27 protein-coding genes are annotated in these 25,930 nt (G+C 64.7%); 20 read left to right on the forward strand and 7 right to left on the reverse strand.

Annotation, left to right across the window (positions count from 1 at the left end; translation table 11 throughout):
• The first annotated feature begins 17 nt into the window (after positions 1-17).
• Entirely contained in the window at positions 18-359 is a 342-nt protein-coding gene (locus H504_RS41340; RefSeq protein ID WP_026423586.1) for a hypothetical protein, read from the forward strand.
• Positions 360-603: 244 nt separating this feature from the next.
• Here H504_RS41340 and H504_RS43150 read toward each other — a convergent pair whose 3' ends face one another.
• A complete protein-coding gene (locus tag H504_RS43150) occupies positions 604-1,161 on the reverse strand; it encodes a hypothetical protein (protein WP_245614285.1) in 558 nt (185 codons plus the stop codon).
• A 284-nt stretch (positions 1,162-1,445) separates the two neighbouring features.
• Between H504_RS43150 and H504_RS0116075 the strand changes: the two genes are divergently transcribed.
• A complete protein-coding gene (locus H504_RS0116075; protein ID WP_026423588.1) occupies positions 1,446-2,078 on the forward strand; it encodes an A24 family peptidase in 633 nt (210 codons plus the stop codon).
• On the opposite strand, the gene H504_RS35455 is transcribed toward H504_RS0116075, so the two are convergent.
• Positions 2,068-2,445, reverse strand: a complete 378-nt coding sequence (locus H504_RS35455) for a DUF397 domain-containing protein (protein WP_051385934.1) — start codon at positions 2,443-2,445, stop codon at positions 2,068-2,070. The two genes, H504_RS0116075 and H504_RS35455, sit on opposite strands and share 11 nt — an antisense overlap.
• A 1-nt stretch (position 2,446) precedes the next feature.
• Positions 2,447-3,313: a helix-turn-helix domain-containing protein gene (locus H504_RS0116080; RefSeq protein WP_026423589.1), complete on the reverse strand. Its 867-nt coding sequence runs from the start codon at positions 3,311-3,313 to the stop codon at positions 2,447-2,449.
• A 463-nt stretch (positions 3,314-3,776) separates the two neighbouring features.
• On the opposite strand from H504_RS0116080, the gene H504_RS0116085 reads away from it, so the two are divergent.
• The 14 genes from H504_RS0116085 to H504_RS0116155 all read left to right on the forward strand — a co-directional run bounded on the left by H504_RS0116085 (position 3,777) and on the right by H504_RS0116155 (position 14,990).
• Positions 3,777-4,772 carry a hypothetical protein gene (locus H504_RS0116085; protein ID WP_245614287.1) on the forward strand — a complete coding sequence of 332 codons (996 nt, stop codon included), beginning with the start codon at positions 3,777-3,779 and terminating at the stop codon, positions 4,770-4,772.
• A complete protein-coding gene (locus H504_RS0116090; protein WP_026423591.1) occupies positions 4,769-5,320 on the forward strand; it encodes a hypothetical protein in 552 nt (183 codons plus the stop codon). Before H504_RS0116085 ends, H504_RS0116090 begins: the two co-directional genes overlap by 4 nt.
• Positions 5,317-6,111, forward strand: coding sequence for a hypothetical protein (locus tag H504_RS0116095; RefSeq protein ID WP_026423592.1), 795 nt, complete (start codon positions 5,317-5,319; stop codon positions 6,109-6,111). Before H504_RS0116090 ends, H504_RS0116095 begins: the two co-directional genes overlap by 4 nt.
• Positions 6,112-6,163: 52 nt before the next feature.
• Complete coding sequence (locus H504_RS0116100) at positions 6,164-7,231, forward strand: hypothetical protein (protein WP_245614288.1); 1,068 nt, start codon at positions 6,164-6,166, stop codon at positions 7,229-7,231.
• A 20-nt stretch (positions 7,232-7,251) separates the two neighbouring features.
• The gene (locus tag H504_RS0116105; protein ID WP_245614290.1) at positions 7,252-8,022 is read left to right on the forward strand and encodes a sugar phosphate nucleotidyltransferase; all 771 of its coding nucleotides are present in this window, start codon (positions 7,252-7,254) and stop codon (positions 8,020-8,022) included.
• Positions 8,013-8,663 carry an NUDIX hydrolase gene (locus H504_RS0116110; protein WP_026423595.1) on the forward strand — a complete coding sequence of 217 codons (651 nt, stop codon included), beginning with the start codon at positions 8,013-8,015 and terminating at the stop codon, positions 8,661-8,663. Before H504_RS0116105 ends, H504_RS0116110 begins: the two co-directional genes overlap by 10 nt.
• A gap of 31 nt (positions 8,664-8,694) precedes the next feature.
• On the forward strand, positions 8,695-9,936 hold the full coding sequence (locus H504_RS0116115) for an NsdA family TPR-like regulatory protein (RefSeq protein WP_211239335.1): 1,242 nt from the start codon (positions 8,695-8,697) through the stop codon (positions 9,934-9,936).
• 11 nt (positions 9,937-9,947) lie between these two features.
• The gene (locus H504_RS0116120; RefSeq protein WP_026423597.1) at positions 9,948-10,667 is read left to right on the forward strand and encodes a 5-formyltetrahydrofolate cyclo-ligase; all 720 of its coding nucleotides are present in this window, start codon (positions 9,948-9,950) and stop codon (positions 10,665-10,667) included.
• A gap of 826 nt (positions 10,668-11,493) precedes the next feature.
• Positions 11,494-11,973: a hypothetical protein gene (locus H504_RS35460; protein ID WP_051385936.1), complete on the forward strand. Its 480-nt coding sequence runs from the start codon at positions 11,494-11,496 to the stop codon at positions 11,971-11,973.
• Between the two features lie 429 nt (positions 11,974-12,402).
• Positions 12,403-12,837: a hypothetical protein gene (locus tag H504_RS0116135; RefSeq protein ID WP_157440454.1), complete on the forward strand. Its 435-nt coding sequence runs from the start codon at positions 12,403-12,405 to the stop codon at positions 12,835-12,837.
• A gap of 63 nt (positions 12,838-12,900) precedes the next feature.
• Entirely contained in the window at positions 12,901-13,110 is a 210-nt protein-coding gene (locus tag H504_RS0116140; protein ID WP_157440455.1) for a hypothetical protein, read from the forward strand.
• A 33-nt stretch (positions 13,111-13,143) separates the two neighbouring features.
• Complete coding sequence (locus H504_RS0116145; RefSeq protein WP_026423601.1) at positions 13,144-13,392, forward strand: hypothetical protein; 249 nt, start codon at positions 13,144-13,146, stop codon at positions 13,390-13,392.
• 308 nt (positions 13,393-13,700) lie between these two features.
• Entirely contained in the window at positions 13,701-14,234 is a 534-nt protein-coding gene (locus H504_RS0116150; RefSeq protein WP_026423602.1) for a GntR family transcriptional regulator, read from the forward strand.
• A gap of 30 nt (positions 14,235-14,264) precedes the next feature.
• Positions 14,265-14,990, forward strand: coding sequence for a GntR family transcriptional regulator (locus H504_RS0116155; protein ID WP_026423603.1), 726 nt, complete (start codon positions 14,265-14,267; stop codon positions 14,988-14,990).
• Positions 14,991-14,997: 7 nt separating this feature from the next.
• Here H504_RS0116155 and H504_RS38740 read toward each other — a convergent pair whose 3' ends face one another.
• Complete coding sequence (locus H504_RS38740; RefSeq protein ID WP_483756968.1) at positions 14,998-16,290, reverse strand: NsdA family TPR-like regulatory protein; 1,293 nt, start codon at positions 16,288-16,290, stop codon at positions 14,998-15,000.
• A gap of 695 nt (positions 16,291-16,985) precedes the next feature.
• On the opposite strand from H504_RS38740, the gene H504_RS0116170 reads away from it, so the two are divergent.
• Complete coding sequence (locus H504_RS0116170) at positions 16,986-17,894, forward strand: TRADD-N-associated membrane domain-containing protein (protein ID WP_157440456.1); 909 nt, start codon at positions 16,986-16,988, stop codon at positions 17,892-17,894.
• A gap of 209 nt (positions 17,895-18,103) precedes the next feature.
• On the opposite strand, the gene H504_RS0116175 is transcribed toward H504_RS0116170, so the two are convergent.
• Positions 18,104-18,559, reverse strand: coding sequence for an ASCH domain-containing protein (locus H504_RS0116175; RefSeq protein ID WP_084467779.1), 456 nt, complete (start codon positions 18,557-18,559; stop codon positions 18,104-18,106).
• Positions 18,560-18,612: 53 nt separating this feature from the next.
• Positions 18,613-20,706 carry a GNAT family N-acetyltransferase gene (locus H504_RS0116180; protein ID WP_026423606.1) on the reverse strand — a complete coding sequence of 698 codons (2,094 nt, stop codon included), beginning with the start codon at positions 20,704-20,706 and terminating at the stop codon, positions 18,613-18,615.
• Between the two features lie 971 nt (positions 20,707-21,677).
• On the opposite strand from H504_RS0116180, the gene H504_RS0116185 reads away from it, so the two are divergent.
• The 3 genes from H504_RS0116185 to H504_RS0116195 are packed head-to-tail and all read left to right on the forward strand — an operon-like array spanning position 21,678 to position 24,345.
• Positions 21,678-22,922, forward strand: coding sequence for a sigma-70 family RNA polymerase sigma factor (locus tag H504_RS0116185; RefSeq protein WP_211239336.1), 1,245 nt, complete (start codon positions 21,678-21,680; stop codon positions 22,920-22,922).
• Positions 22,919-23,131: a hypothetical protein gene (locus H504_RS0116190; RefSeq protein WP_026423608.1), complete on the forward strand. Its 213-nt coding sequence runs from the start codon at positions 22,919-22,921 to the stop codon at positions 23,129-23,131. Before H504_RS0116185 ends, H504_RS0116190 begins: the two co-directional genes overlap by 4 nt.
• Complete coding sequence (locus H504_RS0116195) at positions 23,128-24,345, forward strand: hypothetical protein (protein ID WP_026423609.1); 1,218 nt, start codon at positions 23,128-23,130, stop codon at positions 24,343-24,345. The genes H504_RS0116190 and H504_RS0116195 overlap by 4 nt, the downstream gene beginning before the upstream one ends.
• Positions 24,346-24,745: 400 nt before the next feature.
• Here the strand turns inward: H504_RS0116195 and H504_RS43875 are convergent, their stop codons facing one another.
• Positions 24,746-24,934 (reverse strand): hypothetical protein, encoded by a 189-nt coding sequence (locus tag H504_RS43875; RefSeq protein ID WP_026423610.1) that lies wholly within the window; start codon positions 24,932-24,934, stop codon positions 24,746-24,748.
• Positions 24,935-25,930: the final 996 nt, after the last annotated feature.

The following is a 25,930-nucleotide window of genomic DNA, read 5'->3' on the forward strand; positions in this document are numbered from 1 at the left end:
CACCGGGCCCGTTGCACGTGACCGTCGCCCCGTCACCCATCGACCAGGTCACCGCCGTCGGCCGCGCAGTCGCGGTCACCGACACCCCCGGCACCGACGCGGTCACCGACACCGGCACCCAAGCGCCACGGTCCACCCACAACCACGTCGGCAGGTTCACAAGCTGGTTCTGCGCCGGACTCGCCAAGATCGACGGCCGCGGCAACGACAACCGATTCCGCGCCGTCTCCGCCAACACCTGTGGCGACACCGGCGCGGGAGCGGCATCCGCCACCCAGAACGGACCGTCCTGGAAGTCCGGTAAGCAAGTCAGCAGGTACCAACCACCGCCCGTGGTCGGCTGCCCCGGCTCCGAGTAGTCGTCGACCTTGTCCCACCGACACGCCGAATTGTCCGGACCGACCGCAGAATCACCACTCCCACCGCTCCCGGGGAGGTGAACGCTACCTTCGTTATGTCCCCCACCATTCCCTGCGCCCACATCGCACCCGGCCTCTGGTAGGTCGCCGCATTCCGCGCCACCCCAGCCACCATCCGCCATAGCCGCCGGAGCAGTGATTGTCAGCACCGCCGCAGCTAGTCCGGCTGCGATGCCCACCAGCCTCAACATGTCCCCACCGCCTGGATGGCGAACCGGGTCACCCTCCATGACCCGTCCTCTTGGCGAACTACCTCCGCGGTGATCGCCTGACGACCACCCGGCACGTTGTCTTTCAACTCACCTGTCGTCTTGTACTTCAACCAGTTCGTGCTGTCACCACAGTCCCCGATCATCGCGGTATTGCCCTGGAGACTCGTGACTCGTGGATCGTTCTTCGGCGTACCCTTGGTCACCACCTGGCTCGCGTGATCCCGGTACAGACTCCGAGTGATCGTGTTCAACGCCTCGCCCTTGGCATACTTCGCCAGCTCCACGGACTGCCAGTCCGAGGTCAATCCGGCCTGCGCCATCGCCCGCCACATGCCGAGATAGGTGTCCGAGGCAGCACGTCCATCGCGCTCGTCCGCCGACTCAGTGGTCGTCGCTACCGCGGCGCTCGGTGTCGAACTTGTCGGCTGTCTGGCCGAGGTCGGCGGCGGACCGGCAGACGAGCCACCGCACCCCGCCGTCAGCACCACCACCGCCACGCCAGCAACGGCCGGGATCGTCTTCGGAGACATAAGAACCCCCAGGGTGAGAGTCAGTTCGCCCCTAACGGGCTCACCAGCATCGTCCTCCGAGTTCTACAGCCACTCACCCAGGAGACATCAACGTCTCCAAGGTGGAGTCACCGATGACGCAATGCCACTAAGCCTCAAACATAACCCGATTGGCCTACCGAGAGGATGTCTATCTAGGTCAACTCCACACAGCGTGACAATACTCGGAGCTATTGACTGGCGGGCGCTCGTATGGAGAATCCGATTTCAACCGTTCGAGTGACAGCGAAGACCGGAGAGACACGGTGGCGAACTGGATCTTTATCGGATCGTGGGCGTTGATCGGAGCGGTGCTGGCCGTGCCGGCCGCGGCACTTGTGCGGTTGTTGGATCACGCCGAGACCACCGCTTTGCGCGGACATTGGAAGCAGGTCATTTGGTCGACAGCGACGTTCACCCTGCTCGCTACGCGCCTCGGGTCAAGCTCCGCTCTGCTCATCTACTCGGCTCTGGCGGCGTTCGTCGTCCCGCTCATATTCGTTGATCTGCGCAACCACCGGCTTCCCACTAAGCCCATCCTCGTGGCGGCCATCACGACCACGGTCATGCTCGTTGTCATCGCCGTGGTCGGCAGTCAGCTCAGTGGCCTGCTCCACGCCTTGGCGGCCGCAGCTATCTCCCTGGTTCTACTCACCGCCATCTACTTGATCGCCCCAGGTTTCGTCGGCGGTGGCGACATACGTCTGGCGACGCTGCTAGTCCTTGGTCTCGGCTGGACGAGCTGGGCAGCGGCTGCCCGCGGCATCTTTCTTGGCCTGATCATCAGCTCCGTATACGGGATGTGTTGTCTGCTGCTGCGGAAAGTGGATCGACGAGGTCATATAGCGCTCGGCCCGGCACTTGCCATAGGTGCGCTGGGCTCGATTCTCATGGCCTGACGAGGCCGTAACCCGTTGAGTCTGGCGAAGGGGAAGTCAGGGCGAACTCGCCATCGACGACTCCAGCGACGAAGGCGGACCATTCGTCCGCATCGAAGCGTAGCTCGGTCTCGCTTGCGAGGGACGTGACGACCGTGTCGTCACCGGCTTTGCTGATAGTGGCCACTCCATTCGCACTCTTTGACCCACCTTCCGCCTCGCGGAGGAAGTCGGGCCAGACTTCGTAGGGGAACGTGATTGTGCCGCCAGAGCGGTGCTTGCTGTGTCGAATGACCACGCCGTTGTGCGCTGGGGCGACTTCGACGCAGTTCTCGCCGTTGCTGCTGCGAGTGGAGGTCCGCCATGCGAGACCGTCGATAAGAGCCATGTCAGTCCTCCGAGTTGGTTGCCAGGGCCTCGATGCGTGCGGCGATGGCCGCGGCGGAGTCGGACTCCGACAACGCGGTGGCGCACAACCGGTCCGCGGACAGCACGTAGGCCCCGACCTGGTCTTGATCTTGGATGTAGATCGCCCCAGTGGGGTATTCGATGTAGCCGATGCTCTGGGCCTCGTCGAAGTCCAGTAGCAGGAAGTCTCCGTCGAGACCGTCATGGACAGTGACGTCAACCGGCATGACGTGAAGTTCGACGTTGCCGCGCTCCATCAGCACGAGCAGATGCTCCAGTTGTCCTCGCATGACCCGCGGGCCGCCGACAACACGCTCAAGGACGTACTGCTCGATGACGGTTCGCAGTCGCAGCGGGTTGGCCTCGTCGGTTAGCCGTTGTCGAGCCATTCGCGCTCGGACGACGTGCGGGGCGTCCATCGGTGGAACGCGGAGGTTGCCCACCAGCAGCGCAGCGGCGTAGTCGGGTGTTTGGAGTTGGCCAGGCAACAGCATCGACTCGTAGGAGAACTCGGTGGCGGCTAGGCCCTCAAGACCGACGAAAGTCTTGAACCAGTTGGGCAGCACGTCGCTGAACGGTGCCCACCAGGTGCCCTGGTCGGCCCGTCCTGCCAACGAAGCCATGCGGTCAACATGTTCAACATCGGCGCCGTATGACCGAAGCAGCGCGGTGACCTCATCGGGCTTCTGCTGAGTCTTCCCGCTCTCCAGGTAGTTGATCTTCGCCTGGCTACAGCCGAGCACGTTCGCGGCCTCGGTCTGCTTCCGGTTCACCCGCTCGCGGGTCGCCTTGAGATCGTGCCCGATCAGGAAGCGCAACGCGGACGGGTCCGCGCGATGGTCGGCCACTGGTGCCCTCCCGTATGCCAGTCAGATCGCGCACAGTCTCGCACCGACCATGTCATACAGTCGCAGGGCCACCTGGTTGGCGTATAGCTGCCTGTATATATACAGGCTAGCCTACGACTGTGGCACCCCACGCTGGCACGCGTGTTGGACGGACCACGAACCGCAGGTAGGCGATCATGTTCGGTCTTCTTGACGCACCGAGCCCGATCGGCCGCACGCGGGCCGATGCAGCGAGCGGAGAAGCGGTCATGTGGTGCAGACGACGCAAGGTCGGTCGGTGGGTGACATGAACGCACGCCCCGGACTTGGAACCCGACGGGTCGTTCATCCACGTCGCACGTGGACCGAGGTTGTGGATCAGCACGCCACCTGGATCGCGGTGAACCCCGTGCAAGGTTGCCCGAAGGTCTGTTCGTACTGCTTCCTGAACGAACGGGGGCAGACCGCGGTGCGCCCCGAGCAGTTGGCCAGCCCCGCCGAGACAGCGGATCTCCTCGCGTCGTCACCGTTCTACGAGCCAGATCGCCCGATTGCGCTCTACACCTGGACGGACGTGATGGCACTGCCTGCGTCTCGCGCGCACCTGGTTGAGTTGCTGGACGTGCTGGTCCAGTGCCAGGTTCCCAACCCGGTCGTACTGATCACCAAGTGCGCCATCCCCGACGACACCCTGGATGCGGTTGTCAAAGCCCGGAAGGCAGGGCTTCGGCTGATCGTGTACGTGAGCTACTCCGGCTTGGGCCGCGATGTCGAACACGGCATCCGGCATGACGAGTTGAAGGCCAACTTCCCTCGGCTGGCCCAGGCTGGAGTGCCAATCGTGCACTACTGGCGGCCTGCGTTTCCCGAGTCGGCAACGGAAGCGACGATGGAGACGGTGCTCGCCTGGGCTGCGGAGTACGCGCACTGCACCGTCGCGGCTGGCCTGAAGGTCGAACCCGACGCGTTGCCGCGGCTGGCGGGCCTGTGGCCGGAGCTGGCGACGACGCCGGGCGTCACCGAAGCCGAAGGCGTCTACCCCCGCGAGTTCTGGGAGTTCATCCACGCCACCCACCAGCGTCACCCTGGCTATCCGCTGTTCCACACCAACTCCTGCGCGTTGGCGTACGTGCTGGGAACCACCGATCGGTTCGGCGTGTTCGGCAGCGAGGTATGCACGTTGCGAAACCAGTGCCCCACCCAACAGCGGCGTCGCTGCGAAGCCGATGTCCTTCGTCGACCCCACCTGACGGAGACGATGATTGACACAGCCCTGAACCGACGTGGCCACCCCGCGCCGTTCACCTTCGACCAAACCCGCGGTGAGGTTGAAGTTCACCAGGCACTCCCGACCAACGTCGTCGCCGCGTTGACCCAAGACCTCGGCGTCCGTGTCCGCGTCACCCGCCAGCACGATGACCCGTACTGGAACAGTGGAACCGCCGGAGCAGTACCGCTGATCCTCGGTGATGCGCGGTGACTCCCGAGGACCTGGCCGAGGTGCTGGTGGAGGTACGCAGGCTACGAACCGGGTTCGCTAATACTGCGCCGATGCCGTGGTCGGCTACGACGGCTGCCGCCGAGATGACGGTCCAGGTCGGGCACCTCGCTCTGTGCCTGCTGCGTCGATGGGGAACCGACACCACCGACCTCGATGATCCGCAGCGCCCGATCACCAACACGGGCGATGAGCTGGCTGACGTACTGTTGGCCAGCCTCAGCGTGCCCACACTGGCCGACACGGTGCCCACTGCTCTCCCCACGTCTCAGACCGAGGGACACATCGGTGAGGTCGAGCGGTTCCTGCGTCTGCTGATCGCCGCCGGGCGGCTCGCTGAAGCCGCGATGATGCACGATGGCTATCGTCACCAACCCACGGGAACGCTGCCGACGATCCCGGCGGCAAGTGCCACAGCGGTTACAGCCGCCGACGCCTTGGCCAGTGCACTCGGGCTGGACCTGCTCGCCGAGTTCCGCGCGATGGTGACCGACGCCAACGCATTCCTCCGCGATCGGACCATGACATGACCAGCCACGGCGAGTTTGCCGCACATCGCCGCGACGGAGACGATGTGATCAAGATCTTGGCTGGACGGCATCCAGCGGGAGTCCCGTCGGTGGCAGCCGCACAAGACCTCGGTATTGCCGGGATGATCACCTACCTTTCCACCCTGCGAGCAGCCGCGGTCATCTTGCCGGACGGGCTGGAGGTGATATCCGACCGACCGTTGACGGTGCGTCATCGCTGGGTGCCCGGCCCTGTGTTGCTCGATCATGCTCGGGTCGATCCATCGCGCTTTGTCGACGCGGTCATCGAGGTCGCCGGGTGGGTACGCGCGTTGGACGGCACGGACGCCCGTGTAGACACCAACTTGGCCAACTTCTGCCTCAACGCCGACGGTGTAGTCCTAGTCGACGTGTTGCCGCCACTGATCCCAAGCCGACGTCCGGAAGCATCGAGCCTGTTCGACGTGCTGTTCTCCGCCTTGTGCTTCGAGACACCGGTCATCCTCGATGCCCTGATCGGTTACGCCACCAGGGCCTTGCTGCACGCCGAGGCCAACCTCGCATCCGACCGGCGTGCGGACCTGGAACGGCAGCTATCACCGGGAATCGACCATTCGACCGACGTGTTCCCCGCATCGTGGTTCCGATCACGAGCCATCGTGGCCCTGCGCGCGCTGAACGGCGATGTCGAGCAGACCAGCGTGGACGACTACTTCGCCTTGACCTCAGTGCGGGCGTTTCGGGACCTTCCCGAGGCAGCACGCGTAGACCGCGTTCGGCAGGTCAACCGACTCTTGAGGGGCGAGTCCTGACATGATCTCGACTCCCAATTCCGTGGCTGGACTGTCCACGTGGAACTGCCATGTGGGTGATGTGGCGTTCGCGATCACCGCACCCTCGTCATGGCTACCGGTGCAGCGCGCCCACCTCTCGGAGTTCCTGACAACGCCGCCGGGCGAACTCGACCTCGACGCGTTCACCATCGACGTGCACACCGACGACACGGCGTTCCACCAGATCGCCGAAACCGTCACTCGCTCGACAACCGCGAGCGTCATCGAACCGGTCCCAGGTCTCTTCCTGCGAGAGGCCCCGCAGCCGAACGGAGAGCGCCGCTACCTCGTCGCCGCGGACAACGTCGAGTCCCAACCCGGCGCGTACGCAGTTGCCGTACAGGGGCGCGACATCGAACTGTTCACCCACAGCGGCACCGCACGCCCCCACCGGTACCCGATCAGACTCGTCCGTGAGGCGATGCTGCGCACCTACGAGGACGCAGGCGGCGTCATCTTCCACGCAGCGGGCGTGGACCTCGACGGCGCTGGTGTGATGATCTGCGGCCCCCGCGGCGCTGGCAAGACCACCACCACGGCCACACTCCTGCGCACGCCCGGCGCGGCCCTGCTGTCCAACGATCGCCTCGTACTCCACAGCGGAGACCACATGGTCGCTGTGCCGTTGCCCGTGCCGACCGCGCGCGGCACGATCCAGGCGTTTCCCGAACTGGAACACCTCGTGCACGACGGCTTGGACATGCTGCCCGCGGACTTCGGCGCGACGGTGAAGCACGCGTTCACCGCCCGCGAGTTTGCCGAGGCGTTCGGTGCTCGCCTCACCTCGCGGTCGGTACTGCGCCTGATTGTGGTTCCCCGATTGACCGACACCGCCGAGCCTGCCCGTACGCGGCGGCTGCCGCTGCGTGAAGCCCTTGAGGTCGTCGCAGCGAACTGCTTCACCCCGCGCGATGAGTTCTGGGTCCGGCCTTGGGTGGTTCCACGCCACAGCACCGATGACCAACTCCGCGAACAGGCAGGCACCACCATCAGGCACATTGCGACCACCGTGCCTTGCGTTGAAGTGAGCCTCGGCGTCCACAACCCGATCGGCGACCTCGCTCGCGCCGTGCTCGACATGACAGGGGGACTTGAGTGACACAGCCACGATGGACAGTGGTGGTCACGGCGGCTGGCCACGCGACCAGGTTCAGACCGTTCAGCATGGTCATCCCCAAGGAGATGCTGCCGATCGGGTATCGACCCGCCCTCGATCACGTCATCACCGAATGCATCGGAGCCGGGGCCACAACCACCCTCGTTGTCACCCGACCGGATGACCTTGTCGTGTCCGCCTATCTGGACGTGCTACGCAAGGACGGCGTTGTGGTCGAGGCGGTTGTTGAAGACCTTGGACACGGCTACGGCAACGGTGCGCCGCTACTCACCCTTCGAGACAGGCTCGCCGAGGAGGACTCGTTCGGCGTGGCATTTGGTGATGACGTGCTGCTGGGTGGGCACGACCTTGCCGAGATGCGCGCCATGATCGATGGGGGAGCCGAGGCGGTGATCGCGGCTCGACTCGTCGACCACGCCGACATCGCCTCGTTCGGCGTGGTCGACACCCACTCCGCTGGCTCCGACCGAGTGATCGGCATCCGCCAGCGACCCGACCCCGCCACCGTCACCGAACCTCTCGCGGTCGTGTCCCGCCTTATCTTGCGACCGTCGATCCTCGACCTGCTCGTCCCGACCGACCGCGCCCGCGGCGAGGTCGACCTCGGCGTGGCCGTCGGTAACCTGGCGCGCACCGCCGACGTGCGCGTTCACCGCATCACGGGACGCTGGGTCACCGTCGGTGAACCACGCCGGTACTTTGATGCCCTCCAGACCTACTGGCGGCTCGACACCGAAGCCGCCGTCCACCGCGAAGGACGACCGTGCCCCTGATCGACATCTTCAACGACCGATACGAGCACATCGGCACCGAGGACAAGAAGACCGCCCACGTTCAGGGTCTCTGGCACCGCACGTTCTCCGCACTCGCGATCAACCCCACCACCAAGCGGGTGGTCCTGCAGAAGAAGACACCCGGCCGATACGTCTTCGACCGGCCCGACTACGCCGACATCACCGTCGGTGGCCACTACCACGCAGGCGAAACCATCCCCGAGGGCGTACGCGAGATTCACGAGGAACTCGGCCTGCCCATCAGCTACAGCGACCTTCACCCCATCGGCCTGCGGCAGACAGCCGTGACCCTGGCCCCCGACTACGTCGAGCGCGAGTTCCAACACTGGCACCTGCTCCCCCTGGACCTGGCGCTCGACGAGATCCCACTGTCCGACACCGAGGTATCCGGCCTCGTGGACATCGCCCTGGTGGACGCCATCGCACTCGCCAGCGGCGACACAGACACCGCACCCGCCCACTACACCACCCGCACCGACACCGGCCGCGAGCACGGCGAAATCACCCTCACCACCGCAGACCTCGTGCCCAACTACCTCAAGCTCGACCAGCTCTACCTCCGCCTGTTCGTCGCCGCGCGCCGATTCTGCGCCGGAGAACGCACCCACCTGTTCTGGTGACACGGTTTCACCAGCCCGTGAGGAGGTGGGCATGGGCGAGAGAAACGTAGCGTTCGAGGCAGCGATGAAGCGCACGCCATCGCCCAGCGGAAGGCCCAGGCCCATCAGCCGGGCTGAGGTCGCCGAGGAGGCCAATCGGCTGGTCTTCAAGGCCACCGACAAACTTATTGCGATGAACGAGCATTCCGTCGGCAAGATTGTCAGAGGCGAGACGACGTGGCCCGCTGAGCACACGCGCAACGCGTTGTGCCAGGTCCTCGGGGTCGAAAGTCCATCCGAGATCGGGCTGTTCAAGGACAGGCGGCACAACGCAGCCACGGCCGCCAAGCAGCCGAGCGAACGACTGGGCTTCGTTCTTCGCAATCCTGCGTCGACCGACTTGGTAGTTGCGGCCCACCTTCATGAACGCGTACGGCAACTCGGCGAGTTCTACGATCATGCATCGTCCACAAGCCTCACGGGACCAGTCGGTAGAGTACACGTTCAGGTGCAGTTTCTTCGAGAACGAGCAACTGATCCGCGGGTAAAAAGGGCGCTCTACGAGGTGGAAGCGGACTCGGCGACGCTGATGAGCCAGTTGGTCTGGGACGCCAGCCAACGCCGCGATCACCGTGCACCACTCACCTACCTTGACGAAGCGGTGGCCGCGGCGCGACACAGTCGGGACGTCGCAACGGAGGCGTATGCCGTTCTCCGCAAGGGTTTCATCGCCCTGTATGGGGCGAAGAAACCCGATAGGGGCAGGGAGTTAGCGGAGCAAGCGGCAACGATCGCCCGGTTCGACAGCCCCGCCCTCACTGGCCTGTCGTTGCTCCACGTCGCCGAGGCACACGCCATGACCAACCACCTCACGGACTGCGAGTCGGCCTTGAAGCAGGCGGAGTCTCAGTTCGACAGGGTCGGCCCAGATGATGTGGCCGCCCCGTACTTCACCGTTAACGAGTACAACCGTCTCGCGGGATCGTGCTACTTGTTCCTCGGCCAGCCAAAGCGCGCCGAGCCGATCCTGCGCACGACCGTCGCGGCCCTGGCGACCAAACAGAAAAGTCAGGCCATCGCGCTTGGCAACCTCACGCTCGCCCTCATCCGCCAACGGAAGCTGGACGAGGCGGCCGCTACTATGCATCGCACCATCGACGTGGTCGAGCGGACACGTGGAGGCGGCGGGCTCAACGTAGTCTTCTCCGCGGGCCGTGAGCTGCGGCAGTGGCGGCATGAGCCGTGGGCGGAAGAGATCAACGAACGGCTCCTCGCCATGATGGCGGCGATCTGAACGGGTGGCGCGTGACAACCATTGACGAGGCCAAGCAGGCGGTTCGGGACCGGGTGTGGCGTCGTCTCATCGACGGCGGCGGCGCTCCGGCGGACTCGTACGGGAAGATCCCCGGCTTCTACGGGACGGAGGCCACTGCTGAACTGCTGGCCGAGTTGGACGTGTGGCAGCGGGCCGTCACGGTCAAGTCGAACCCCGACTGGGCGCAGCTTGCCGTTCGCGTGCGCGCGCTGCGGGACGGCAAGTTGCTCTACATGGCGGTGCCGAGGATGGCCAGCCTCCAGCCGTTCTACCTCATTGACCCCGAGAAGCTGACGGTTCCCCTGGAGGAGGCGGCAGAGAAGAGGGGGGCGGCCCGGCTGGCGCGGCAGGTCGGCGTCGAGGACATGCGGCCGGTCGATGTAGTGGTGTGCGGCAGCGTGGCCGTGAACTCTTCAGGCGCACGCATCGGCAAGGGTGCCGGGTACTCCGACCTCGAAGTGGCGCTTCTCATCGAAGCCGGTCTGGTCACGGAGAAGACCGTGATCGTCGCACCCGTGCACTCGCTCCAGGTCGTAGAGGAAGACATCCCGGAGACCGAGCACGATTTCTCGGTCGACTACATCGTGACTCCCGACGAGGTGATCCACTGCCCCGATCGCCGCAGGCCGCGCGGCCTGGTGTGGGATGACCTCACGGCCGAGAAGATCGCCGCCATCCCCGTCCTGACAGCCCGGCATCAGGCCCAGTAGTCGGGGATCGCGACGGGCCCAGCCACGCACGTTATCCGGCACCACGGGTTGCGCCTCTGCCCGTCCAAGATCATGCTTGTTTCGAGCGTCCAGGGTCGCGCGCGGCGCCAGCCGCTTGCATGCGGTGTAGCGCCTTGTATCGCCTACGGAACCGCCGCCATAGTCACTGCATCTTTGACCCTTTACAGCATTCTCGTCGCTTCGTGCAAGCAGATCCACAAATTGACCACCAACTTGACCGCTGAGTTGACCAGTAATCAGCTACAGCAATCGGGCAACATCTCCTCCACACTTGTGACGTCGCGTTCAGCACCGGATGTATGTCGGACTACCTACGTCGACACCAACTGGACCAACGCCCACGAGGAGGTAGCAGTCCGATGACCTATGAATCCCCCCGAAGAACTGCTCGACCACCGTGTGGCGGTGGTCGGCGATGAGCGACGGCAAACGCGATACTCTAGCGACGATCGTCGCCGAGGACAGTGCCCTCGGACAGGCCGCCTCCGCGGTGGACCAACTCAGCGCTCACCTGCCCGTGGCCGGGCAGCCTGCGGCGTGCCCATTGTGCCGGGCGGACCCGTGGCCATGTCCTCGTTTCATGGATGCCGCCGCGCGCATCCACGCCGCGGGGGTCGGGCTGCACGAGCTGATACCGGCCGACCTGCACCCGATGCTGTGGTCAGAGCCGGGCCAACGCTGATCGCCGATGGTCCCGAAGAGTAATCATGTCGGGCAACCGCGGCTAAATCCCCGCTTCAACTCTCCCGGTTCACCAGCGCAACTCGGAGCCGGTCCGCAGCGCGTCGAGCGCCAGAGGTGGTAAATGAGCAGACAGGACTGGAACGCGGTGGCCAGGACCATCAACCGCCGCATGGAGTTCCTCGACATCAGTCAAACCCAACTCGTCGACCGCTCCCGAGTGTCCAAGCTCGTCATCCGCGAACTCCAGCACAACCTCGTCCAACGCCTCCGAAGCCCCCGCACCCTGGAAGCCGTGTCCACCGCTCTCGGCCTCGCCCCCACCCACCTCGACGCCGTCCTCCACGGCAGGCAGCCCCCACCCATCCCATCGAGCAAACGCGCGCCTACGCCCGTACCCGCCTACACGCCACTCACACTGCATGACCTCCGGAACCTCAACATCGACAGCCGCGGCATCCGCCACCTGCAACGCCGCCTCGAAGAATGGATCGACAACCTCCAAGACCTCGGCGACCTCCTCACCGACGCCGAACGCCTGCTCGGCATCACTCCGGACAGCTCAACGACCACCAGCAAGACTCTCACCAAGATCCACCCCTGATCGTCAACCACCCAATCCAATGCTCCCGAACCGCCATGCCCGCTCAACCACCACAGCCACACCCGGACGGCAACACCACCCCACCGCGCCCACATCTCCCACGAACCTCGATGCATCCTGGGTTCCAGCGGTCCTAGCGTTGTTGTCTCCACAATTTCTCCTCTTGAGTTACAGGGATCGTCTGATCGCTCGCACGAGCCGCCACGCGATCGCTGGAGGCTAGCCGAAGCGCGCCTCGCACCCTTGTGGAGTATTCGTTGAAGGCAGGGCAACAGTCGGTTCGTCGAGTGCCAGCATCAACTCGGAAGCAAATCACGTTCGGATACGAGAATCGCCGGCAACAGCTCGAACTCGCGTCGGCGTAGCCGAACACCCGGGGAATGGAAGATCGCAGCCTAGGGCAATCCATCGAAATCGTAAGGACCTGACATGGCCACGACCGCTATCACACAACGGGGCGTCGCTATGATGAGGGACCTCGGCGTCCACCTCGTCACCTATGGATTGCCGACCCCTGAAGAAATCCGCCTGTCGGTGGGCACGCACAGCGAACAGGATTCCGTACAGGTGCGCGTCGAGACCGACGAACTCGCAACGGTGGCCGCAGCCGTCCTGCACTGGCACAAGACGCTCTGGCGACCCAACATCAACATCAGACGAGACAACGACAACGACGCCGGGGAAATCTCCATCCTGGGCCACTCCCACGACTACACGCTCAACCTCACCGTCATAGCTCACCCCGTCGTCACCAACTACGACGAACAGCGCGCGGAAATACTGACCGGAACCGAAGCACTCACCTGGCTCCACCAGATTGTCGCCGCCGCCCTCACCGAACCGAAGGCTCAACAGCTCGGCTAGCCGTCCACGAGGACCGTGGTCAACCCAACCGATATCAACACACCCCTCACGAAAGGCTCCATCATGCTCAACCCCCGTGTCGACGTCTACGCCGACATCAACACCACCGGCGACTGCACCCACGAACTGGTCAGCACCGAGACCGCCACCCTCGTCTTCGACGGGTCCCTCCACCTCACCTTCACCCGCGACGGCCTCCACCGCCTCATCACCGAGGCCGGCGAGGCCGTCGCCAAGCTCGACGCCACCCGCACCCCCGCCCCAGCGGTCTGATCCTCGGCACTCCACCAAGAGACTGGGGTATCTATGGGACGCCCGAACATCGACGTCCAGGTCATCGTCGGCGCCGGGTGCGGCATGGCCTACAAGATCACCAACATCGACGACGTCGAATGCACCTTCGGTACGACCGCGGACGAAGTCACCTTCACCATCGAAGGCGGCAGCCTCCGCCGTTTCATCACCATGGCCCACAAGGCCCTCACCGAACTCGACGAAGCCCAAGCCATCCACGCCAACAGCGAACTCGACACGTCAACCAACCGCACAGCCTGACAACGACTCCCGCGTCGTGTGACGGTTAGAGCCCCCGGAATTACCACGGAATTCCGGAACCATCACACACGAACGCGGCACCACATGGCCGGTCGGGGTGAACAGCCACCACCCCGACCGGCCCCCGCACTCGCCTACAGCGACTTCTCAGAGTGCGAGTGCAGGACCGACCGACACTGCTCCGGCGCAGAGATCGTCCGGCAGCACGTGCTAAAGGTCCACGACCTTGATCCGAGACCAAGGACACCCTCTGGCCATACGGATATGGTCGGCAGGTATGGAACACGATCGACCATGAGAGGTGAGCGATGGCCGATACGAGACCGTGGACGAGCGTGTCGATGCCGTACGTGAGCGGCCACCGCGGTGACCCGTGGGTCGCCGAGGCGGCCGAGCACGGCGGTTCGGGCACACAGAAGCTGCTGGGCGTCGACGAGGTGGCCGCCCCGGCAATGGTCGCCGACATGCTCGGCGTCGAACCTGGCGAGCCGGTGATCGTCCGCCACCGCGTGATGTTCTTCGACGATCACCCGGTCGAGTTGACCGACTCCTACTACCCGGTGGCCATCGCCCGCGGCACCAAGCTAGCCGAACCCCGCAAGATCCGCGGCGGGGCCGTCGCCCTCCTGGCCGACCTCGGCCACCCGCCCCGGCGGCTCCGCGAGGACGTCAGCGCGCGGCTGGCCACCCCGGACGAGCAGGCCGCGCTGCGACTGGACGCTCCGGCCTGTGTGCTGCTGCTCGCCCGAGTCCTGCTGACCGACGAGGATCGCCCCGTTGAGGCGAGCGTGATGACGATGATCGCCGACGGGCGGCGGCTGCGCTACGAGCTGACACCATGACCGCGGCGACAACGATCCCGGGAGCTGGTCTTGCCTCCCACTCGTGACCCACGGCCACGCCACCAGCAGATCGCCGCGGAGATCCGCGACCTGATCATGCGAGGCGAACTGGTGCCCGGCGAGCGCCTACCCTCCACCTCGCAACTCGTCGAACGCTACGGTGCGGCGAACGCCACGATCCAACACGCGCTCAAGGCGTTGAAGGACGAGGGCTTTCTCGACAGCCATGTCGGCAAGGGCGTCTTCGTCCGCGACCGCCAACCCTTCGTCATCGACGCTGCGGCCTACATCGCACCCGAGCCGGGCCGCTTCCGCTACCGGCTGCTCTCCGTCGACACCGTCCTCCCACCCAAGGAGATCGCCGACGGCCTCCGCTTGGCGCCCGAGGACACAGCAGTCGTCCGCACGAGGCTGCTGCTGCACGACGGGCAACCAGTGGAACTGTCCATGTCGTACTACCCCGGCGAGATCGCCGCGGGCACGAGCCTGGCCCAGGCCACGAAGATCCGCGGCGGCGCTCCCCGTGTGCTGGCCGACCTCGGCCACCCGCAGCACCACTTCGTCGACCGGATCTCCGCTCGACCACCCACGACCGACGAAATCGAGGCACTGGACCTGCCGGACGGCACACCCGTCATCCGGCAGTTGCGCGTCATCTACAGCCACCAGGATCGGCCGGTCGAAGCATCCACCCTGATCAAGGGCGCCCACCTTTACGAGCTGCAGTATCGGCAGGACGCGGCGAACGCGCTGTGAGCGTTGGTCAGACCTGGGTTTGGAGTGTTCGTCGCACTCGCTGGGCAAGGTCACGCACCCCAGGTGTCTTCCGGTGTGCGCGGGCGGCGTCGGCGAGGCGTTTGAGGGCGTCGTTGACTCGGTCGGAGCGGACGGCGCCGACGGAAGCGAGGGCGTCGTTGCCGAGAACTACGGCTTCGTGTGGGTCGTCGCAGGCCATCATCAGGGCGGCGAGGTTGGCTTTGGCCAGTGCTTTGCCGCGGGAGTGGCCATCAGGGAAGCGGGCGATGGCGGTTTGGAGTCGTTGGCGTGCTTGCTCATGACCGCCCCCGTTGAGCGCCAAGAAGAACATGGCCCGTCCGGCATCGCGGTCGAGGTGAGCCTGGCTGTAGTGCGCCAGCCAAGTCGGTTCGTCCTCGGGCGCAGCGTTGGCGAACAGGTCTTCAGCCTTGGCGACGGCAGTGCGGCAGTCCTCGGCACGCGACGCGCCGATCAGCCCCAGCGCGCGGGCGTGGCGGGTGTGGATCATCGCGCCGACCTTGGGGGTCAGTCGGTCAGCCCGTACCAGTGCTTCCTCGGCGAAGCTGAGAGCACGATCCTTGTGGTCAAAGTCGACTGAATCGTGATCGAGGTGGACGGAGAGGTTCGCCAGGCCGGAGAGTGCTTTGGCGCGCATAGCCCAGTCGCCGGACTCGGTGGCGCATCCGACCCCGAATCGGAAGGCTCGCTCCGCTTGGGGGTGTAGGCCCGCGTCAAAGCACACGCCCGCGGCGGTGTCGGCGAGTTCGGCGACGGCGGAGAACCAGTCACCGCGGACGCGGGAGTCGGCGAACGGGCTGTCGGTGAGTTCCGCGGTCGCGGCAAGTTGGGTGATGACCGCGCGGGAGGAGAGCTGGCCGCCGTACTGATGGTCCTGGCTGGCGAACATGCGGGCGAGCTGGCGGACCTGGTCGACGTCGGCTTGCCCGATCTGTCGTCCCCTGCCCGCAGCGGCTCGGGCCGCGAACTCGCCGAGGGGGTCGGCGAAGGTAAGGCCAGCCACCGATCCGGCCAGCACCCGCAGGAACGCCTGCCGCTCCACGTCGTCCCCTCCTTCACGGTAGCGAGGGCCTGTCCTCTCCACGGTAACCGCACGGGCACGGGTGCTGAAGAAGCCGAGGTCGCGGTCCGTGGCGGTGTCCAAGACGGCGCGAAAGGCCGACCGGTAGCCCTGGTTGGGCCAGCGGTGGACGCCGCGTTCGAGCTTGCTGATGTAGTCGGCGTCCATCGCGCCCGGCGTGCCCGTCGCCGCCTGGACCTGGGCGTTCGCTCGTTCGGCCAGTTACTCCTGGGTCAGGTCGGCGACCTCCCGGACGAGGTGCTGCGGTACTGACTCGGTCTCGCGGGCGCGGTGATCGCCGTCCTGCCCACGAGATGCAAGAGCGGGCGGTCCCATTTGTTCCCGTCATCAGCACTGTGGTCGCCGCAGGCAGCGGACTCCGGGTCGACTGCCCATTCTGCGCAACGGCGCCGAGCGGTACCGACACCGGGTGACGACTGACCGGTGATTGCCCCTATCCGGACTGAGCCGAGCTGGACGAGCGCTTCTATGGTGACCATCCCGTCCGTCACTTCAGGACCGCGAGGTGGCAGAACCCGAGCGGTCATGATCATCAGTCCGTACATCTCCTGCGATGGCGACGCCCTGCACTGGCGCAACCGTGTTTCTACTCCGGCCTGGATCCGACTCGACAACCTCTCCCCTCCCGGAGGGAACCCCGCGTCCTTGTCGTGACCGCGCGCGACGATATCGACCTGGGCACAGTGGCCTACCTGGTCGATGGGATGACCCAAGGCGGCCCCCGGATTCACTGCGTGTAACGGATCAGTGTTAGGAACGATGCTCGGGGAGATCATCGTTGTCGTCGGGAAGGCAATTGTGAGTGGGGCAAGCGTTAAGTTGCCCGCGGCCACCTGGGGCCGCGTGGGAGACCGGGGCGATGTTATTTGGCCCGCAAGTTGAGCGATGGGAGCAGGGTGGACGGGACAGACCCGAAGGTGAGTACCGGCCACAGCCAGGGTGACGAGGACTACCCGCTCGAACCAAGTGTGGTGATGCGGGATGACGCTGATCCGGCGGCAGGTGTCGTTGAGTCAACGCGACATGCGGCTGTCCGGCTGCCGTGGTGGATGGCGGCGCTAATGGCGGCGACCTCGCTGGGGATCGTTGTTTGTGGCTTGGTCCTCTTGCTGTTGCGACCGTTCTCGCCGTACTACGCGCTCCTGCTGTTGATCGGGATCGCGTTGCCTCTCGCCGGAGTGCGACAAGTGTGGCCCGACTCGTTCGACCGCCAAGCGGAGAACCTGCGAGAAAGAGTTGAACGTGACTCGGGCTCGCGGATCGTGGTCAACGTCCAGCACAATGATGGACACTTGAACATGGGCACGCTCGTGCCTGATCCCGCCACACTTCGCGCCTCGGACTCTTTGGAGAAGCAGGAGGCCATCCTCCGGGAGATTTATACCCAAGGACTGACCCAGGCCAAGCGCAGCTTCACGGTGAGCCTAATCTTCGCGTCGATTGGGGCGTTACTGCTGTTCCTCGGGGTCGGGCTGGCGATCTTCCACGCGACCACCGACGGGGACCAGTACGCGAGCATCGTCACCGCGATGGCCGGGGTGGTGACCCACCTTATCTCCTCGGTCTTCTTCGTACAGTCCAATCGGGCCCGAGCGAGTATGGGGCAGCAGGGTGTGATGCTGCGCGAGGAGAGCCAGGACGACCGCAAGCTCAGTGCTGCGAGGGAATTGGCGAGCACGATTGACGATCCTCTTCTCCGGGACCGGGTCCGCGCCCAATTGTCTTTGACCCTACTGGAAGCGCCGCCGTTGGCGGACCCAACCGCTGAGGAACAGGGCACGGCGGATACACCGGCCGCTGAGTGACGCGGAGTAACGAGCAGCGTGAACCATGCGCATCACCTCAGAAGATGCCTTGCGTCGTCACCCTGAACTTGTTCATCTCCTGTCCATTCGCGATACCGGATGCAACCGTGGAAACTGCAATCGTTGTGAGTTGTCTCGGCAGTCGCTACATCTTCGGGTCGCTACCCGGTGTCGTTTCGAGGTAGCACGACCGCCCGAACAGCGGAGGGTTAGCTGACCAACTCGTGGAGCGCATCTGGATCTGTGGGGGCTATATAGCGATAGCTCTGCGGTGGTGAGAAAGGGCCATGTTCTCTGAGTGTCGCCAATGGGAATGCCTGGTTAAGGCGTTGCGGCGATTCCAGGATGAGCGCCGTTGCTGTGGTTGCGCCGGTGAGGTAGTCGTTGAACTCGGCGCGGGTGAGGTTCATGTGCTGGCGGTGCCGTCGCCAGATTGTGCTGGGCGACGCGGTGTGCCGTTTGGCGAGCGTGACCGATCCGACGACGGCCATGACCGGGGCGGTGGCGTAGAGCACGATCAGACTGCCCTCGGGGGCGGCCACTCGGGTCCGGCGCAGTTCGACGGTCTTGGTGCCGTCGAGGATGGCTTCGGCGAAGCGTGGGTGAACGGAGATCAGCAGGGGCCGGGGTCGGTCTCCGGTGTGTTCGCCGTTGGTCGTGGTCACGTCGGGGGACTCTAGCGGTGGGGTCCGTCAAGATCGTGCGAGGTGGCAGTTCACTACCCGGTCGTGTCGGCTCGTTGCTGGCCGAGCGCGTAGATATCGCTGAACAGCGGCGTGGACAACCGCACTGGGGCCAGGATCTGCCTTGGGCCGCCGTGCACCTCCAAGAGCTCTTCGTACTGCTTCCAGCTCACCGGCGTGGGGAAGAACTCGGTGTCGGAGAAGCGGAACGCCTGGGCCAATCCACGCCGGTCGGCGGCGTCGCGGATACGTTCAATGGGGTAGACACCGTAGTGCTGCAGTGCTGAATGAAGGTTCTCTGGCGTGTCGGTATCGACGGCATCGAGCAGTGATGTACCGATGAACGACGAGGTTCGCGCTTCTCCGGGGGTGCGAGGGCGACGCGCTGTCCTGTCCTGGCTCAGGAACCACAAGATCCTGCCTGGGGCAGCCACGCCGCTGTTCTTGCCGGAGCGGTAGTAGACCTGCTCACGGCCCAGGGCCAGCAGACTGGGGCGCTCGGTGAGTGTGGCGGGTATGCCGAACAGGCCCGCGCTCCAGTCGGGTTGGATGGCCACGGCGAAGTGGGGCAGTTCGCTGTCGGTAAGTTTGGCGGGCCACCAGGTCCGCTCGTACTGTGCCGCGACCTCGGCAGGCAGTCGCGGAGTGAGCAACGATGCGGGTCCGAGGTCGAGCGAAGCGCGCGCGGCGGTGACCGCGGTCGTCACGGCGAGGCTGGTGCCGCACCGGTCGATCACCCAGGCCACCAGACGCTCTCCCACAACCTCGTAGGACTCGTGAACCGCTGCCCACCTGACGATCCGTGACAAGTGGGGGTCTTCGACCACGACCACCGTCGTGCCTTCGTCCCGTGCCTGTTCCCTCAGCCACCACAGCAGCCGGCGAGCGATCGTGCTGGCGTGCTCGTGGTTGTTCACGCGAAGAAACGGAACCCGCAGCCGGGGCCCATCGACATAGGTGGCGAAGCCTGCAACGACGATCCCCTCCGCGTCGCGGATGATCACCGGCGGCCGTCCGGCCCTCGCTGCGGCACGCACGCGTGCGCGCAGGTCGGACCTGGCCTCCCCGGCGGCGCTGTTGAGCAGCGCGAGCAGTGCGGCCTCCGAGGCCGCCCCGGCTTGCTCGCCGCTGAACTCGCTGCCTTGCAGAGCACGCGGCTGATAGGCGGCGGCATGGACCAATTGGTCGAGATAGACGACGAGGTGATCAGGGTCGATGATCCGCAGCGCCTCGAACTCGGGTCGCGCGATCCTGGCGACGATCGGACCGATCACCGTGCGCAGACGATCGTCCCAGGTCGCCAGCACCTTGATCCCAGCCGCCGCCGCGTGGGCGACTTGCCAGAGATCGCCCTCGTCACCGGAACGTGAGCCAAATCCCGGAGAGTGGAGCTTCACGGTGGCCAGCAACGTGTCGAACAGTGAACGCGCGCGAACTGGATCGACGTTGGGCCGTTGGTACTGCTCGGCCGCACCGACTAGGCGCGCTTTGGCCTCCTCTGGCTGGCCTTCGAGATCACGCTCCAAACCTTGGGAGACGACCAGTTCCATCCGGTCGACCAAGTCGGGTCCGAGAAGGACCTGTGACCTTCGCGCCTGGGGCGTATCGGGACGGGTGTTGAGGTCCATGAGGATGTTGGTGTCGATCGCCACGAGCAGGCGCGCTGCCACCTCGTCGACAGGCGGGCTGAACAGGTTGGGGATCTGGTGGTCTCGCCACCAGACCGTCATCGGAGCCTCATCGGCCCCGCGTCCGTGCGTGTCTCCGAGGTAGTCGAAGCCCAACGACCGCCAGAACGCGCCGAGTTCATAGTTGTTGCGACACTTGGCACGAAGCCCGTGGCGGTTCGGGTGGCGTGAACTGACCTCCTCGACCAAGTGGCGCGCGATGCCACGACGACGGTGTGCCGCGTCGACGCAGACGTGGGTGACCACGACCTCGCTTCTTGGACACCGGTACAACGTGTATCCGACTACCTTGCCCGCGTCCCTCGCCACCAGCAGGTACCCACTGCGAGCGGCGTCGTCGTACACAGCCGGACGGAGCATCCCCAGTGTGCTCGCGGCGGTGTCACCCATCGCCACCAACTGCTCGATCAACGCCGAGTCCGACGCCGCGACGGTCTCCACGACTAGCCCAGGCCGACCACCCATCCCGCTAGTGTGGCGTACGGCGCCGACCGGTCGAACACCGACCACGAAGTGCGGACCAGCAGGATCGCAGCCTTGCCAGGATCATAGGAAGCTTGCAACTCAGTGTTCGTCCTTCAAGGTCGGTACTCAGCCTGCCCTCAAAGTCTGGGTACATGGTTCTGGCACCACCGTTCAATTCGTGGCTGGCAGCCTCGCGCGTGCGCGCGTAGTGGGTGGTCCGGTTTACTGCACTTCGGCTCCGCCTCAGCACTGCTCAACGGCGCTTGTGTCTCGTTCTGCTGCCAACCGGGCCTGTTACGGGATCGCTTTGCCCATAGCTGGACTCGCTACGGGTGTCTCTATGCCTGGCGTAGCCAGTACGAGTCTTGATTGCTACGCGTCCGCGTAGCAAGGGGGCACCCCGGGGCGCAGGTGGAGCCCCCCTCGGCGACATCTGCGTTCAAGATGATGTCGCCGAAAGGGAGGTGTGCCGCTTGGCATCACCCCGCCGTGGTCATTAACCGCTTGCCGGGCCGGGGGGTCGATGGATGGCCGGGTGGCCGCATCGTCTTCGCTCCGCGGACGCCAAAACACGTGAGCGAGGGACCGCCTTGAGCACACCGGCCGGGAGCACCGAACCAGTTCGCCCTTTGACGGTCGATGGCACCGGCTGTGAACCGTGTGCTTGGTACGCCGCCGGACAGGTCAACAGCGGCGAGTCCTTATGGTGGACTCACACCCGCGAGGTCTTGGTGATCACGACCCTAGTCGTGGGGGACGCGGTCGACAAACGGCATGCTGGCTGAGTTGAGCGACCGTCTGCCTGACCTGCGGGAAGACTTACCGCGGAACGATCGCGCGTTGCCGCAACCCCTGTGTGGCTGCCGCCCAAGGTGAGCGGCTGAGATCCTGTGAAAGAAGTTTCGGAGGACTGGAACGGATCTCGGGTCGAGTGTCGTGGGCGGGGTATGAGAGCAGATCAGGCAGGTGCTGAGGCCGCGGTCGGCCTCCCGGTGACGGGGGTGCGCGATGAGCGTGCCGACGTGGTGCTGGACGCTGGTGACCACCGGGCGGCCGCAGACCTGTACCCGAGGTTGTGGACGTTGTCTCCGGCGCCGCTTCACCGCCGGATGCTGCGGGCGCGGGAACCCGAGGCGCCGGAGTTCGTGACGTTGCCGATGAGCGGTGGCAACAGCGAGTCGACCTCGGTCCTGGTCGGTCAGGTCGCGAAGTGGAACATGCAATGGGAGGCGGCACAGTTCCGCAGGCGGGTGATGGCCGAGGAGGACCTGAGTCCGCGGATGCTGGCGATCGCCGAGCAGGGCGACGTCAACGTGGTGTTCATCCCTCGCACCAGGTCGAGGTACCACGAGTACGCGCCGCTGTTCCACCTCCTGCCGCGGACGGTGGTCGAACGGCATGGCCTGCCCCTCCTGCACGGCGGGCACTGGCCGTTCCTGGCCGAGCACACACCGGTAGACCCGTACCTGCCCACCAATTTCGCGGAGGCCCTGTCCCGCGCATGGGCCTCTGTCGTGTGGCACGATCTGATGTCGGGGTCACCGATGGCCGCGTTCACCCGGGACGACCCGGTGCGCCTGCTCGCCCACAACCTCGATTTCTGGCTACCCGCGGTGACGTCAGTGCTCCAGGAGTCGCTGTCGAAGTTCCCCCAGGTTGGCGACGTTGTGACGGCAGAGCCTCCGAGGCTTGTCGACGGCAGTCCGCTGACCGGCACCTACTGGGACGCTCCACGTCAGGGCGGGGACGTCTGGCTGGGTGAGACCGATGCCGCAGGCGTTCGGGACAGGGTCGTCGACCAGGCGGACGCCGACGGCAAGCTGCGCGGGATCATCGAGGCGATCAGGACGAACCGCGTGGCAGACGACTTCTCGGACCGGTGGAGCTACGCGAAGGAGGACTTCGAGCGCAAGGTCCACCACAAACGCCTGAAGATCAAGGTCACGTTCGTCGAGATGACCGACGTGGTGCCCGTCCACGGCCCGGAGACTGAGGTCATCGGTCGCGTCCTCGTTGGTGACTTCCTCACGCTGCTCAAACCCAAGGATCGCGAACTCATCGTCCTCCTGTACAGCGGCATGACCAGCTTCACCGACATCGCCGAACAGATGGGCTACGCCAACCACAGCGCGGTATCCAAGCGCCTGGAGCGCATCCGCAAGCGCGCCGCCGACTTCTTCGAGAAGTCATGAGCACCCAGATCGCCGCGCATTGGATCATCTCTCTACTGGCGACCTTCCTGCTCATCCGATCGCTGGTCGGCATGCTGGCCGACAAGGGAAGGTCCTTCCGCATTAAGATCAGTATCACCGGTGTCCAGATCGACTGGAACAGCACCAAGGCCGAGGATGCGCAGGACGGAACCGACTCCTGCGACGAAACCGAGCAGGACCAGAGATGACCGAACTCCAACACGGCACACCCGACCTCGCCGACGAGTACGACCATCAGCTGCTCGATACCGATCCTTTGGCTGATCCCGACTGCTACCCGACCATGCGCACGATATCGCCGGGATTCATGGCCAAGGCGGTTATCGAGGCGGACGACCCCCAGGCGCCCGAGTACGTGACTGTCCCAATGAACCGAGACCGTGGTGAACTCTGGTTGCGAACCGCGAACTGTGTCGCTCAATGGAACATGTTCTGGGAATCTGCCCAGTACCGAAGACTCTACTTCCAAGAAGACGAGCTTCCGCCTCGGCTGCAGGCACTTGCCGATCTTGGCGAGAACAACCTCATGCTGGTCCCCAGGACCAAGTCTCGATTCTACGAGTACTCACTTCACCTGCACCTGTTACCGAAGGCCACATTGCAACGCCATGGAATCCCGCTCCTAAGGGGTGGAACTTGGCCGTACCTGGCCCAGAACATTTACGTTGATCAATGCCTACCGGTGGATTTCGAGGCCCGGTTGAGCCGCGCGTGGGCGGATACGGTCTGGCGAGATCTTGTGTCCGGCTCCCCGATGCGCGGGTTCTCGACGAACGAGCCGATTCGGCTGCTGGCGCACAACCTTGACTACTGGACGCCCGCGATGACCGCCGCTGCGACCGAGATCGTCACCGGTTGGCCTCGATCGGACCGCAAAACCGCACCCGGCCCGGTTCCTCTGAGCGACGGCACCTTTCTCGACGGCGCGAAGCTCGTCAGTCCGCGCCAAGGAGGCATCCTCTGGTGCGGAGAAGAGGAAGCCAGCCAGGTCAGACGGCGAGCAGTTGAACTGGCCGATTCGACCGGCAAACTTCGCGCGATCCTGGACGCGATCCGATCACACCGCGTCCAGGACGACTTCTCAGACGTGTGGAGCTACGCCAAGGAAGACTTCGAGCGCAAGCTCTACCGCAAACGAGCCAAAGTCAAGGTCACCTTCGTCGAACTCACTGACAACATCCCCGTACAGGGACCCGAGACCGAGGTTGTTGGCAACACCGTGCTGTCGGACTTCATGGCGCTGCTTGACCCTGAGAGCCACAGGATCGTGGTCCTGTTGCAAAGCGGCACCACCAACCTCACCCAGATCGCAGAGACCATGGGTTACGCCAATCACAGCGCCATCTCCAAACGTCTCGCCAAGATCAGAAGGCTCGCCAAGCAGCACCTGGGGCCGAGTTGAGAGCCGTCTGGCGAGCTCGCCACAGCAGTTCATCCGCGACTCCGACCGTGATGGCCCTGCCCTCCGCACCGAACTGCCATCCTCGCCTGGTCGGTCTTGTACCGCGATGAAGGCCAAGCTGCGTTACTACAAGGAGTCACGGCGGAAGATCGCGTGATCAGCAGTGTCTCCGCAAGATCAAATGGCGATCTTGTGGCGATCGGAACTCGCCTGAACATGTCTCAACGCGTCGTCAGGTGACGTAACGGGTCGCGCTGACCTGCGAAGAGTGGAGTCTTCGCAGGTCAGCGCGGCGCTTGCCAGCCTTGACACGGTAGGGGTCACTGGTTCAATCCCAGTATCGCCCACCAGTTATATACACTGGTCACAAGCCCCGTCCTCCTTGTTGGAGGACGGGGCTTCAGTGATCATGTGGCGTTTTTGTGGCGTTGGTGCAATTCTTACCGTGTTGGAACTCGATCTTCAGTGTGGCGAGGTGCGGGAACCACGTCACCAACCGTGACCGTTCCTCGACCTTCAGTGCGCGCAGGCTTGTCTCCCAGCGGGCTTCGATGCAGTCGATGATCTGCTTGCGCATGACGTCGGTCACGTGGTCGTAGATCCTCGTGATGCTCTTTATTTTCTGCCCCAACTGTGGCCGGCGGGCGACCTCGGGAACGCTATCCGGTGTAGAAGTCGAGCAGACACAAGGTGAAGCAACCCACGCCCAGGCCGATCTCATACAGTCGCGTATCCGCGCAACGCTTGTACCGGTGTGGCGATGAACTGCTCCGGGCTCGTACTCGCCCGGGGTCACCCGGATGCCGATGCAAGGACTGGCCGGGATGAGTCGCGCCTTGACGAAGAACGAGGCCACGGTGGACTCGGCATACTCTTCGTGCAGCTCCGAGACCCACTTCTCGATCTCGATTTAGCTGTTGAAGATGCCGATCATCGGCCAGTCCGACCACTGCGGCAGTAAATGCGTGTCCAGGTGAGACCGGTACTTCGCCGAGGTGTGACGTCACCGCGTCGTGGTACTCCTCGGTGGAGTCCCTGAACAGCATCTCGGTGCTGCGCGGGTTGATCCACAAGTTGCGCCGGGTGAGCGCTTCCTGTTCATCATCCCACTCCTCCGCTTCCTTCTGCGAGGTGAACCCGGAGCGACCTCCGAGAGTGCCGTCCGGGTGCTTGTATCGGGCGCGCCAACCGTCACGAGACAAGGACGTGGCAGTGGGCGGTCAGTGCGACGGGTCCGCTGGGGTGGTTGCGGGTTCGGCGCCGTTCGGTCGTGGGAGTGGTGAACATGAGAAGGTTGGCGTCTTCGGCCGTGTCGGTGGGGTCTGCCCCGGGTCGAGCGTTCCGGCCGGTTGCTACAGCGCGCGCTGAACAAGCCTCGCGGTGAACGAATCCACACCGCCAATTAAGCTCATAGTCGCGGCGTTAGTAATAACCGCTCTTGCTTGCCTGGTGAGAGACCGCCCGATCTGCGTCGTGATTACCCAGCAGATGGGTCTGCTGCACGAGTAGGTGACAGTGGTAGTCACGCAGCCTGGCTGGCTGGCGTGGTCATGATTGCTTCGTATTCGACGGGGGTCAACCTGCC

Source organism: Actinokineospora inagensis DSM 44258 (assembly GCF_000482865.1).
Classification (GTDB): domain Bacteria; phylum Actinomycetota; class Actinomycetes; order Mycobacteriales; family Pseudonocardiaceae; genus Actinokineospora; species Actinokineospora inagensis.

What these genes read in the sequence shown, in the direction of transcription:
- H504_RS0116190 (WP_026423608.1), top strand. Translation starts at nt 22,919, where the DNA reads ATGAGCACCCAGATCGCCGCGCATTGGATCATCTCTCTACTGGCGACC.
- H504_RS0116095 (WP_026423592.1), top strand. Translation starts at nt 5,317, where the DNA reads ATGACCAGCCACGGCGAGTTTGCCGCACATCGCCGCGACGGAGACGAT.
- H504_RS0116195 (WP_026423609.1), top strand. Translation starts at nt 23,128, where the DNA reads ATGACCGAACTCCAACACGGCACACCCGACCTCGCCGACGAGTACGAC.
- H504_RS35455 (WP_051385934.1), bottom strand. Translation starts at nt 2,445, where the DNA reads ATGGCTCTTATCGACGGTCTCGCATGGCGGACCTCCACTCGCAGCAGC.
- H504_RS0116115 (WP_211239335.1), top strand. Translation starts at nt 8,695, where the DNA reads ATGGGCGAGAGAAACGTAGCGTTCGAGGCAGCGATGAAGCGCACGCCA.
- H504_RS35460 (WP_051385936.1), top strand. Translation starts at nt 11,494, where the DNA reads ATGAGCAGACAGGACTGGAACGCGGTGGCCAGGACCATCAACCGCCGC.
- H504_RS0116145 (WP_026423601.1), top strand. Translation starts at nt 13,144, where the DNA reads ATGGGACGCCCGAACATCGACGTCCAGGTCATCGTCGGCGCCGGGTGC.
- H504_RS43150 (WP_245614285.1), bottom strand. Translation starts at nt 1,161, where the DNA reads ATGTCTCCGAAGACGATCCCGGCCGTTGCTGGCGTGGCGGTGGTGGTG.
- H504_RS0116135 (WP_157440454.1), top strand. Translation starts at nt 12,403, where the DNA reads ATGGCCACGACCGCTATCACACAACGGGGCGTCGCTATGATGAGGGAC.
- H504_RS0116150 (WP_026423602.1), top strand. Translation starts at nt 13,701, where the DNA reads ATGGCCGATACGAGACCGTGGACGAGCGTGTCGATGCCGTACGTGAGC.
- H504_RS0116140 (WP_157440455.1), top strand. Translation starts at nt 12,901, where the DNA reads ATGCTCAACCCCCGTGTCGACGTCTACGCCGACATCAACACCACCGGC.
- H504_RS0116185 (WP_211239336.1), top strand. Translation starts at nt 21,678, where the DNA reads ATGAGAGCAGATCAGGCAGGTGCTGAGGCCGCGGTCGGCCTCCCGGTG.